This window comes from Shewanella japonica (assembly GCF_002075795.1).
GTDB lineage: Bacteria > Pseudomonadota > Gammaproteobacteria > Enterobacterales > Shewanellaceae > Shewanella > Shewanella japonica.
The window spans coordinates 1,755,686-1,768,216 of the sequence record NZ_CP020472.1 but is presented as its reverse complement, the minus strand read 5'-3'; the positions used below and the strand labels follow the sequence as shown (position 1 = coordinate 1,768,216).

General features: G+C 42.4%; 8 protein-coding genes. All 8 read right to left on the bottom strand.

Annotation, left to right across the window (positions count from 1 at the left end; translation table 11 throughout):
• Positions 1-35: 35 nt before the first annotated feature.
• The 8 genes from mmsB to SJ2017_RS07525 all read right to left on the bottom strand — a co-directional run bounded on the left by mmsB (position 36) and on the right by SJ2017_RS07525 (position 12,395).
• Positions 36-944, bottom strand: a complete 909-nt coding sequence (gene mmsB / locus SJ2017_RS07560) for a 3-hydroxyisobutyrate dehydrogenase (protein WP_080915377.1) — start codon at positions 942-944, stop codon at positions 36-38.
• Positions 945-956: 12 nt separating this feature from the next.
• Positions 957-2,072 carry an enoyl-CoA hydratase/isomerase family protein gene (locus SJ2017_RS07555; protein WP_080915376.1) on the bottom strand — a complete coding sequence of 372 codons (1,116 nt, stop codon included), beginning with the start codon at positions 2,070-2,072 and terminating at the stop codon, positions 957-959.
• A complete protein-coding gene (locus SJ2017_RS07550; protein WP_080915375.1) occupies positions 2,072-2,869 on the bottom strand; it encodes an enoyl-CoA hydratase in 798 nt (265 codons plus the stop codon). The genes SJ2017_RS07555 and SJ2017_RS07550 overlap by 1 nt, the downstream gene beginning before the upstream one ends.
• Positions 2,870-2,937: 68 nt before the next feature.
• Positions 2,938-4,095 carry an acyl-CoA dehydrogenase family protein gene (locus SJ2017_RS07545; RefSeq protein ID WP_080915374.1) on the bottom strand — a complete coding sequence of 386 codons (1,158 nt, stop codon included), beginning with the start codon at positions 4,093-4,095 and terminating at the stop codon, positions 2,938-2,940.
• Between the two features lie 239 nt (positions 4,096-4,334).
• Positions 4,335-5,828, bottom strand: coding sequence for a CoA-acylating methylmalonate-semialdehyde dehydrogenase (locus SJ2017_RS07540; RefSeq protein ID WP_080915373.1), 1,494 nt, complete (start codon positions 5,826-5,828; stop codon positions 4,335-4,337).
• Between the two features lie 185 nt (positions 5,829-6,013).
• Positions 6,014-7,207, bottom strand: coding sequence for a thiolase family protein (locus tag SJ2017_RS07535; RefSeq protein WP_080915372.1), 1,194 nt, complete (start codon positions 7,205-7,207; stop codon positions 6,014-6,016).
• A 422-nt stretch (positions 7,208-7,629) separates the two neighbouring features.
• Positions 7,630-9,633, bottom strand: a complete 2,004-nt coding sequence (locus SJ2017_RS07530) for a tetratricopeptide repeat-containing diguanylate cyclase (protein WP_167692899.1) — start codon at positions 9,631-9,633, stop codon at positions 7,630-7,632.
• A gap of 434 nt (positions 9,634-10,067) precedes the next feature.
• Positions 10,068-12,395 (bottom strand): immune inhibitor A domain-containing protein, encoded by a 2,328-nt coding sequence (locus SJ2017_RS07525; RefSeq protein ID WP_080915370.1) that lies wholly within the window; start codon positions 12,393-12,395, stop codon positions 10,068-10,070.
• Between the last annotated feature and the right edge of the window lie 136 nt (positions 12,396-12,531).

The window sequence follows — 12,531 nt, the reverse complement described above, 5'->3', positions numbered from 1 at the left end:
AACTGGATCCTTTCTTAATTTATTAAAATCAATCGTTATGATTTCTTATCCGCTTGAGCAAACTGCTCAAATATACTTGAAAAATCGCGGCGGCCATTACCTTGCCTTGCATGGTTTACATATAAACTACGTGCTAATGCTCCCATCGGCGTACTAGAATTTGACGCCAATGATGCTTGCTGAGACAAGCCTAAATCTTTCACCATCAAATCAACCATAAATCCGCCTTGGTAATCATTTGATGATGGCACATTGTCCATGACATCTGGACAAGGATTATATTTCTCTAAAGTCCAGTTACCACCGCTACTGACTTTCATGATATCAGATAACACTTTAGGGTCTAAACCATTATCAATACCCAATTGCAAAGATTCACTCGTACCGACCATCAATACCGATAACAGCATGTTATTACAAATTTTAGCTATTTGACCTGCACCCGTTGCTCCTGCGTGGAATATGTTTGCCCCCATCACAGTTAATACCGTTTGTGCTTTTTGATACGCGTTATCTGAGCCACCACAAATAAAGGTTAATGTGCCCGCTGCGGCGCCAGCTGTGCCACCAGATACAGGCGCATCCATAAACTCAATGCCTTTTGCTTTCGCGTGTGCCCCCACTGTTTGCGCAGTGCCAGCATCAATGGTAGAACAATCAATTAACACTGCGCCTTCTGCTACAACATCCAACAATCCTTTATTGTCAGCATCGCCAATATACAAACTATGGACATGCTTTCCAGCAGGCAACATAGTTATCACAAAGTCTGCCGAAGCCGCAGCGCCACAGGCAGTTTTGGCACTAAGCGCACCTTGAGATGTGAGTGCATCTACCGCTGCAGGAACCAAATCAAAAACAGTCACGGTCATGCCTGCTTTAATTAAGTTTACAGCCATAGGGCCACCCATATTACCGAGTCCAATAAATGCCACAGTTGCCATAATAATGTCCTTTTACATGTCTTTTAATGGGTGATTGTCATTATTCCAAGGTGACGTTAATAGCTGCGTCACCGCCTCTGGTGTCACATCACTTGCGTGAGGAAAACGCCATTGTGGATTTCGATCTTTATCGATTAACAGTGCTCGTATCCCTTCACAAAAATCACCGTAAGAACAGCAATTAACACTGATGCCTAATTCCCATTTAAAGCACTCAGCTAAGGTTTTATCTTTACCGATACTGGCTTGAGCAAAAATTAAAAACCAACTTAACGGGCTACCTGCTAATGCCGTTTTTTGTGCGCGCTTTAGCCAATCAAGTTCAGTATCTAAACTTGAAATTTGATGATGCACTTCTTCGATTTCACCGCTCATAAGTTGATCAATTTCAACTTGATATTGTGCTAGCAGACTATCGCCCATACTCGCCGTCGCGTTTTCCTGCATTGAATTAAGTAAATCACTTAGTTGTAAGTGATTTAAAGCAACATCATCACTCCAACTTACTTCAGCTATAGCATCAAACAAGGGTTCTTTATCATCACTACTTAAAAAGTGATTGCCTAATCCGACGTAATGGGCATCAGCAGCGGTCATGTTGTAAGCCGTTAATCCCAAGAATAATCCTGTTTTACCAGGCATTCTATTAAGGAAGTAACTACCGCCAACATCTGGATATAAACCAATGGTAATTTCGGGCATTGCAATACGGCTTCGCTCAGTTAACACTCGGTGGCTGCCGCCAGCCATAAGTCCTAAGCCGCCGCCCATCACAATTCCATCTCCCCACACTAATACAGGCTTTCCGTACTGATGTAATAGGTAGTCAAGTTGGTATTCTTCGCTAAAAAAGTCACACGCTTCTTGAGTCATTGATTGAGGGTTAGCCCTAGAAGCATGATAGATAGCTCTGACATCACCACCAGCACAAAAAGCTTTCTCACCAGCGCCATCGAGTACAACAAAAGCAATATCATTGTCTTGCTGCCAAGCTAATAACTGCTTAGTCATTGCTTGAACCATACCAAGATTCAGTGAATTTAACGCTTTTTCAATATTAAGCGTAACCACACCAATCGACTTGCCTGATAGTGTTCCTAATGTTTGAAAAATCACATCTTGATTCATTAGTTATTCTTCCAATTTGCAGTGCGTTTATCCAAAAAGGCATTGACGCCTTCAGCCTGATCTTCGGTATCAAATAATCCTACAAACAACTCACGCTCTAAGGGTAAAGCTTGGGTGCGAGGCATGGCTCTTCCAGCTTGAATTAATGTTTTACATACTTTCACGCTGCTCGGTGATTGACGAGCCACTTTTGCCGCAAGCGATATCGCAGCAGCTAATGATTGACCTTGTTCAACCACTTCTTCTACTAAACCAATCGTTTGGGCTTTAGCTGCATCGATTCTCTCGCCGCATAGAATCATTCTTTTTGCCCAACCTTCCCCGACCAAAGCCGTTAAGTTTTGTGTGCCGCCCGCACAAGGTAACAAGCCGACTGTGGCTTCAGGTAAGGCCATTTGTGCTTGCGACTCGGCAATACGTAAATCGCACGCTAATGCCACTTCTAGCCCGCCACCCATGGCATAGCCATTGATAGCCGCAATAGAAACGCCACGAAAGGCGCTTAATGTTTCAAATGCTTCTCCAAAACACTTGGCCATTGTCGCAGCATTGCCTTTATCGCCGTCGGCAAATAATTTTAAATCAGCACCTGCTGAGAAAAACTTCTCTCCTTGACCTGTAATCACCAGCGCATAAATATTATTGTCTTGATTTAGGCGTAATACGATATCTTTAAGCAACATCAAACTGGCTGATGTCCAGGTGTTTGCTGGCGGGTTATTTAAGGTCAAAATGGCGGTATGACCATCAATGGTTTCTACGATAGCGGGCCCTGTTTGGGCAGTTGTCGTCGTCATGATTTAATCCTTTAACAATAGTGCATGCGCGTTAATGCTCCGTTATCGAAACGGAGCAAGCTGGCAACTTATAAAATTGCGTGTGAATTCTCATCTAATAAACGGCGAGCAATGATCAAACGCATGATTTCATTGGTGCCTTCCAATATTTGATGAACACGAACATCCCTAAAGTGTCGCTCCAATGGGTACTCACGGATATATCCGTAACCACCGTGGATTTGCAACGCACTATCACACACTTGAAAACCAATATCGGTGGCAAAACGTTTGCCCATAGCACAATAAGCCGTTGCTTCAGGGTCATTGTTATCAAGTTTAAATGCGGCTAAACGTACCATTTGTCTTGCAGCAACAAGCTCAGTCGCCATATCCGCTAGTTTAAATTGTAATCCTTGAAAAGCGGCAATGGGTTTACCAAATTGCTTACGCTCATTCATGTATTCTGTCGCGCGTTCTAATGCCGCTTGCGCAGTGCCAACTGAACAAGTCGCAATATTAATGCGACCACCATCAAGGCCCTTCATGGCAAAGGTAAACCCTTGTCCTTCATCGCCTAACAAGTTGGCTTGTGGCACACGTACATTTTCAAAACTGATTAATCGAGTTGGCTGTGCGTTCCAGCCCATTTTTTCTTCTGCTTTGCCGTATGTGATGCCTGGTGCATCAGCTGGAATCGCAATCGCTGAGATGCCTTTAGCACCAGCGTCACCGGTACGGCACATAACAACTAATAGCTCAGTCTCACCGGCGCCAGAAATAAACATTTTCGAACCATTAATGATGTAATCATCGCCATCTTTAATCGCTTTGGTTTGCAAAGAAGCGGCATCACTACCTGCACCTGGTTCTGTTAGGCAATAAGATGCTAATAATTGTCCTGTCGTCAAACCTTCAGACCATTGCTGACGTAAGGTTTCGGTTCCCCAAGTTGTTACCATCCATGTGGCCATATTATGAATGGTCAACATGGCGGTTGTTGCAGTGCAACCTTGGGATAATTCTTCGAAGATAATTGAAGCATCAAGGCGAGATAACCCCATGCCACCTTCTGACTCTGGCGAGTACAATGAGCAAAAACCTAATTCACCCGCTTTTTTAATGACATCTTTTGGAAAATAATGCTCTTCATCCCATTTTGCTGCAAATGGTGTGAGTTCTTCAGCAGCAAATTGACGAGCGAGATCGGCGAACTGGCGTTGGTCTTCGTTGAAATTAAAATTCATGTTTGAATCCTTTTTTACTATGACTCTATGGTCATTTGAATTGCCACTATCAGTGGTCACTTAAGCTAAAGTTCTGCAATAGATTTGTGTGAGCTATATTGCTCTGTTTGCAGATACTTAGGCGTAGTATGCTGTTTAGTTATTCAGCTTCCTGCTGAATGGCATGTCTCGGCAGGCCAAAATGCGGCCTTATTACAACGTCGATAAAAGGCCTTCTCCCATCAGAAGGCCTTTATAAATTACTTAAGATTAATACTCATATTTGGGCCACTGACGACTTCATCATCAAACCAGCGAGAGGTAATGGTTTTGGTTTCAGTGTAAAAACGAACCGCTTGCTTACCATAGGCGTGTTGGTCGCCATAGAAACTGCCTTTCCATCCCGTAAATGAGAAAAATGGTAATGGCACAGGAATTGGGACATTAATTCCCACTTGGCCAACATCAATATGATGTTGATATTTACGTGCAGCACCGCCTGATGCTGTAAAGATAGAAGTGCCGTTGCCATAAGGGCTGTTATTAACAACGTCAATCGCTTCATCAAGGCTTTCAGCTTCCATACAACAGAGTACAGGGCCAAAGATTTCTTCTTTGTAGATGCTCATGTCTGTGGTGACATTGCTGAACATGGTTGGGCCAATCCAGTTACCAGACTCATATCCTTCAACAGTAAAGTCACTGCCATCGAGTAAACACTCAGCGCCTTCTTCTTTACCTTGAGCAATCAGTTTTAGCACACGCGCTTTAGCAGCAGGGCTAATGACTGGACCATAAGCCGCATTTTCATCATTCCATAATCCTGGGCGTACTTTTGCTAGTGCTTCTTTAAGCTCAGGGATCCACTCTTTGGCAGCGCCGACAAATACAGCAACAGAAATCGCCATACAACGTTGACCCGCCGCACCAACAGAGGCGCCTACCATGTTATTAATCACTTGCTGCTTGTTCGCATCAGGCATAATCACACAATGGTTTTTCGCACCAGCAAAGGCTTGAACACGTTTTAAGTTATCGGTACCCGTTTTATAGATGTATTGTCCTACACCGACAGAACCGACAAATGAAATCGCTTTAATTTCTTTATCATTGAGCAACACATCAACTGCCGTTTTATCGCCATGGATCAACTGCAGTACCCCTTTTGGCGCACCCGCTTCAACAAATAGCTCAACCAAGCGTTGTGGCGTCATTGGATCTTGCTCTGAAGGTTTTAAGATAAAGGTATTACCACACGCAATGGCCAGCGGGAACATCCATAATGGGATCATCGCTGGGAAGTTAAATGGGGTAATACCGGCACAAACACCTAATGGTTGCGTGTAACTATAGGTATCGATATTTCTTGCCACATTTTCAACCGTTTCGCCCATTAACATTGAGGCGATGTTACATGCGTGCTCAGCGACTTCGATGCCACGCCAAACATCACCTTTAGCATCTTCAAAGGTTTTACCTGTTTCTTGGGCTAGTATGGTTGCGATCTCGTCATGATGCTCTTTTAGCAAATGTTGATAACGCAACATCACTCTGGCACGTTCAGAGACCGGCACTTCTTTCCATGTTTTAAATGCTTCTTTAGCACTATGAATCGCTCGATTAACTTCCTCTACCGTGGCGGCATTAATATTGGCAATCGGTAAGTTATTTGCAGGATTGGTCACCGAAATCTGTTGAGTTCCCATGCCTTCGGTAAATTCACCGTTGATATAATGTTTCACTTGAACTGTCATCTTGCTTCCTAAATCCCTGTAGAGCCCCAAAGCTCTGTGAAAGTGAAGTACTGCCGGCTTGTTATTTTTGACTAATTACTGTTACTTATTAGTGTTACGAATAATTGCCTAGCTCGTGCAGCACTTGAGTCTTGTTGAATTATTTTCTAATCGATTGTTACACTTAAACGGTTATAGCAAGATAGTTAAACTTCAATTGCCATTGCCGTTGCTTCACCACCACCAATACATAATGACGCCACACCTTTAGATAAGCCCTTGGCTTTTAGCGAATGAATTAACGTCACAAGTACACGTGCCCCAGAGCACCCAATAGGATGGCCTAATGCGCAAGCGCCGCCATTGATATTGACTTTAGATTCGTCAAGTTGTAATTCACTAATAGCTAACATAGTCACCATGCCGAATGCTTCGTTAATTTCGAATAAATCCACATCAGCTTTAGACCAATTAACTTTATCGAATAGCTTGTTCATTGCACCGACTGGTGCAGTGGTAAACATTGAAGGTTCTTGAGAATGAGTGGTATGGCCTTTAATTGTCGCCATAATAGTGAGGCCTAATGACTCCGCTTTTTCTCGGCTCATTAACATTAAGGCCGCAGCACCATCTGAAATAGAGCTTGAGTTAGCGGCTGTAATTGTGCCGTCTTTAGCAAATGCTGGACGTAGTGAAGGGATTTTTTCAGGACGCGCATTGCCTGGCTGCTCATCCGTATCCACTGTGACATCACCTCGACGACTTGAAATCGTCACTGGCACGATTTCATCTTTAAACGCTCCAGACTGAATCGCTGCGTTAGCCTTTTCTAAAGAGTTCAGTGCGAATTGGTCCATGTTTTCACGAGTTAAGCCAAAATCATCAGCAGTTTTTTGGGCAAAAGTCCCCATTGCACCGCCAGTGTAAGCATCTTCAAGGCCATCGAGGAACATATGGTCCAAAACTTTGCCATGACCCATACGCATTCCACTACGCGCCTTATCTAATAAATAAGGCGCTTGGGTCATACTTTCCATACCACCAGCAACAACAACTTCAGCACTACCCGCTTTGATTAAGTCGTGCGCCATCATCACGGTCTTCATACCTGAACCGCAGACTTTATTGATGGTCGTTGCACCAACACTTAAAGGTAATTCAGCTCCTAATGTCGCTTGACGAGCTGGCGCCTGTCCTAAACCTGCAGGCAATACACAACCCATTAAGACTTCATCAATTAAATGAGTATCAATCTGAGTGTGACTGACTAACCCTTTAATCGCATTGGCGGCTAATGTTGGAGATGTCACTGCTGATAATGCGCCTTGAAAGCCACCCATTGGGGTGCGCTTAGCAGCAACGATAACGATATCTTGTGGTGATGAATGTGTGGTGCTCATAACTTCTCCGCTGTAAACCGGCAAATATTCTGGCCGAGATTAATACACAGTAAAATGTGATCTAGTTCAATTATCACACTGTGACGTTTACGCTAACGTAAAGCAAGAAAAAATCGTCAAATTCATATTAAGATTTCAACACGGCTGTCATTGAAAATTTACAAAAACGATATGCCATTAATAATTAAGGGGATTTATAACTAGGACTGCCAAGTTTATTGTTGTCAAAAAGTGAGTTAGCTCATACGGGGAATGAATCGCTGCAGATTATGATGGGAAGAAATAGATGGGAAAGAAATAGATGGGAAAGAAATAACAGTGGTGACGTGCAGGTTTTAAGGAGCATCAAGGTTAATTGAGTTGCTAATGCCCGTATAGTGGAAAGCCATCAAATCAACACGCATTGGATCAATAGGAAAATATCACATCGAAAAGGTTTGATTACGGCCATTTTGTTTCGCTTTATACATACCAGCATCCGCTCTTTTTATCATCTTAGATAGTGAATCTAGGCTTTCTTCAGTTCCAAGATCTTGCTCTGCTAATTCATCTTGCTCGCTATGCTCTATGACAACACCATCAACTTCGCTTAGCTGACTTACAGTAACCCCTAAGCTGATGGTAAATTTCACTTCGACATGATCAAAAGTAAATGTTTGCTGCTCGATACTGTTACGGAGTCGCTCAGCCACTTCAACTGCTTGGTCTATATTGGTATTAGGCAATATCAATAAAAACTCTTCTCCACCAATTCGGCCTAATACATCCGTTTTTTTGACCCAATTTCTTGCTTTTCGTGCCGCAGCTTTAATTGTTAAGTCCCCGATATGATGACCGTATGTGTCATTAATCATTTTAAATTTATCAATATCAAAAATGATCACTGCTAATGGCTCAGCTCGTTTTAGGGCAAGACTAAATAACCTATTCCCCTGCTCCATGGTGTAACGTCGATTTGATATCCCTGTAAGATAATCTGTTTGCGAACGGCGTTTAAATAAGCGGCGAGACTGAATTAAAAAAGCCGTTGCAACAAGTAAAACCACAATAATCAAACTGGTAACGATTAAGGTTAATTGAGATATTTGCTGCTTATCTGTTTCTGACTTTAACTTCAGTAAATTAATCGCAAGCTGATTTTCCAGGATTTGGATTTCATATTCAGCGACTTTTGAATTGTGCTCTAGCGACGAGTAGATAACGTCTTTGTCCATGATGGAGGCATAGGTCAAACGTTCATGATTTAAGCTCGACATCAACAAGTTAAAGCTGGCTAAGTACTCTTGTTCGGAAAACTGTTTAAGCGCCATTATTGACGTTTTGAGAAAAGAAGAGCTCGCCGCAAATGTGTCAGAATTTATAAATACATCAGCAGCTTCATAAGCCAACTCTGGCTGCTCTTGCTGCATGTGAGCTAAAGCGAGATAGGCATACATTAAGCCAATAAAATATTGTTCATTAGTGGTTGAGCTTAACTGTTTAGCGTTTTGTAATCGCTCAATTGCCAACTCATGATCATTATTATAATAACTTAGCCGACCCGCATTAAAATAAGCGAAAAATAAGAAGTCGTTAAATTCAGGATGCCGCTTGGCTAAATCAAACAGGCCTACAACATGAATTTCAGCCGCTTCCCAGTCTGACATTTTTATCGCCTCACCAACCAAGTTGTGCAGCATATTGAACATGTCTTGAATATCGTCAACTTCACTCCATAACCGATAGGCTTCATTGAAGTATTCATAAGCGTATTTATGTAATCCATTAGAGCGGTAAATCGCGCCAGTTGAGTTATAAATCATCGCTTGCTTGTTCGGAGGGAAATGGTGCTTCTTGGCAATCAACAAAGCTTCTTCAAGGCGCTGTAATCCTTGCTCAAACACTTGTGTGTCAGTGTAGCAAAATGCGCTTTGCGTGAGTGCTTTGGACAACACGATAGGAGAGTCAATAGCGCGTGCTAATTCCAATGCATATTCTCTATCAGGGCAATAGCGCTCTTTATCATTAACCTGTAAATATTTAATGAATGAACGCTCAATATAACTGATAACTAAAATATCTGAAGTGGCAACTTGCTCAGCAGATTGAATCGCTAAAGAATATGATTCAACGGCATCATCTAATTTGTCTAATGCCTCTTGTTCAATCGCAATTAAATTGAATATATGGGCATTATCAATTGGGTTCCACGAATGGTGTTGCTGAGCTTGTTGTAAATACTCAAGCTTTTCCTCTGGCGCAGAAAACTTATCCAGCGCTTGTTTAACTGAATCTAATGTCATGACGTGATGAGCATCATTTGACTGTATCGCTCGCTCTACATTGTCATTGGCATAAACTGGAGTAACCAGACTGATAAAGCCTGCCAACGCAATGAATCGGCTTATCGATAGCACTCGGTAATAACAAAGGTGAAATTCAATCAATGGGCGCCTCAACATCTGATTTCGCTATGCCCCTGCTTACCATTTAAGCTTTGAGATACATCAAGGTCAGCAAAACAAGATTTAACTGTCACAAGGGTTAACAGATTGTATCAGCATAAGTGAGTTGCTTCGATATGACAATGTAGCGAAGACCGCAGGCTTATGCTTGAATCGATGCTAACGCTAATGCGATTAGATAATTAACCTGTATCTAGCTTAGTTGCCATAATTTATCGGCAAAATATCAGGACTATTGATATTTTTAACTGATAACTCGCGTATAAAAATAAATATGAAAAATAAAAAAAGCGCTGAATCTCAGCGCTTTTTGCAAAAGTAAAGTGGCTTATTAAGGCCATTCATTAACTTCGCTATTGGTGAATCATCTGCAATTAACAGCAAGCTTTATTTCAAGCTGTTTATGCAAAAATGCACTACTTTTGGATCATTACCGCACCAACACTACGATCTTCACTTTGATTTAATAAGCGAATTGTTAACCCGTATTCAGGAATATTACGTCCAGCATCAAGTAAGTCGCCGCCAGAGTAATCACGAGAATCTCTAAAAGTACGTTGGGCACGAGTACGGTTGTCATACATAGTGATGCCATAATCTTCAGACAAATCGATAAACATCTTTTCAGGTCTATCGATTCTAAATGTCGCATCGTGGATTTGGTAGCGTGTCGTTGCAATATTACCATTGCTCCAAGACAAGGTATTTTGATCAGCATCCACAACACCTAAGAAACCGTCACCAGGGTGAACACCAACCCAGTTATCTGAATATTGATTATCCACGTACCAAATGAGCATGCCCTTTTCATAGGTCATTGGCTGTCCAGCAACATTGATATGCGCTAAACCACTGTCGACACCATGATGAGTACGCCACTCAACTAAATAATAGTGCTCAGTTTCAGAAACGCCCGTCGATACATCAAATCCATTTAGCATCATGACTTCTGGCATCACATCAGCATTCGCTGTCGCAACAATCGTTTCATCGACCACAATGTTTAAATCATCAACGTACATACCTGGGTTGGATACCGCGCCATCGGTTTTATACATTACGTATAAATCAAATGCCTCACCAGCAAGCGAAGTGAGATCAAATTCAGCATCAATCCAGCCCGCTGAATTACCTGTTATACCGTTACCCAAATTAGTATCATTCGGATTTGTGTTACTGGTGATATTGCCTTCAAGCATCATCTGACCAAAGCTACCAACAGCAATCACATAGCCATAATCCCAATCAAGCTCGATGTCATACCATGTTTTAAACTGCACTGCTGCAGTGGTTGCATCAGTTAAATCGACAGAAACGGCCATCAGGTTTTCTAGATTATCTCCAGAACCACTGAAATACGCATATTCCCCACTGGTTGGTACAGTAATAACCTGTTGCTTGTTTGGCAGACTCACCCTAATCACATCATGATTAGTGCCTTTACTGGATGCTTGATCTAATAGACCAACGACACCTCGACGAGGAATATCATCAAAATTCACCACAGCACCGTGTTGCCAATTGCCACCAAGGCTTGCTTGTAAATACTCTTTTGCGAATGGACTAAAACCAACGGGCTCTGTGCCGCCGATTTCACCCGCCCAACTACCAGATGACATAATAGACCACATAGATACCGGCTCACCTTGGCCAGTATATTGAGTGTCATATTCATCAGGTAACCCTAAATCATGACCATATTCATGGCTAATGACTCCAACAGCACTGTCAATCGGAGCGATGGTATAATCAAAAGCCCCCATTAGTCCGCCCCAATAAGGCGCTGAGCTTGAAGAATCAGGGATCCCAAATACTCCCCCCAAATTCCAACGATGTGACCAAATAGCATCTTCACCTACTTGACCACCACCAGCTTCTTCCCCCACTGCTGAATGGAATACCATCACATGATCAACCAATCCATCTGGTTCCCAGTAATTACCATCACCATCAAGATCATACCTGTCTTCAATATCAAATTGATTTAAGTCCACAGTGGGATCTTGTGAGGCTGCAGTTAAAGCTTCTCGAATTAAGCTTCTCGCATCACCATCAACATTGTTGCCATAGAATGCCGCAGGCATTTCTGCCATATACCAACCAGCAACATCGCCAGTGACGGTATAACTGTCACCTGACTGTTTCTCATAAAATTGTCTAAACGAATTAGCATGATGACCATTCGGCGCAACCCAACCATCGTCACCAAAAAGGATTTGACGATAATGGTCTGGGTTGTAATCCTCATAATACATACCTGCTTCATCAGGTAAGATAGAATTATGCACAAAGTCAGGGAACTCCATCAAAATCGCTAAAACACGTGCTTCTCGTGTTTCACCTTCATATACTTCTTCTTGAACATTCGCAGGACGGCTTCGCATCGCATTGGCTGTTAGCTGTCCTTTTGACGCTTCATGCCGTTTATGATGTTTAGCCTTACCTTTAATTTCATTAGTCATAGGATACTGACTGACTACAGCAGCATCGAGCGCTGCGGCATTTAGTACCGCTTCTGATTGACGTTTTTTAAGGTAGGTTTTTAACGCTGTTTCAGCTTCTTTTAAGCTAGCACTTTGTGAGATTTTTCCTGATTTCTTGAGCATTTCTATTAACTTCTGCTCATCGGCAATCACTAAATCGAAAGCGCCCGTTTGTGGCGTGGGAGCATGCGGTGCGGCTTGCAAGGCTCCAGATAACCCAGCAATAGCAAACGCTAGCGGGAGTAGTTTCTTGTTATTCAATTGAATACCCTCATTAAATTTCAGATCCGTTTGAAAAGTAATACTCAGCAAGACTCAGCTACGTTAACTAAGTATTCAAAAATCCTAACCGAAGAAACAACGACACGACACTGGTTGGGCTTGATTTCAATCCCAA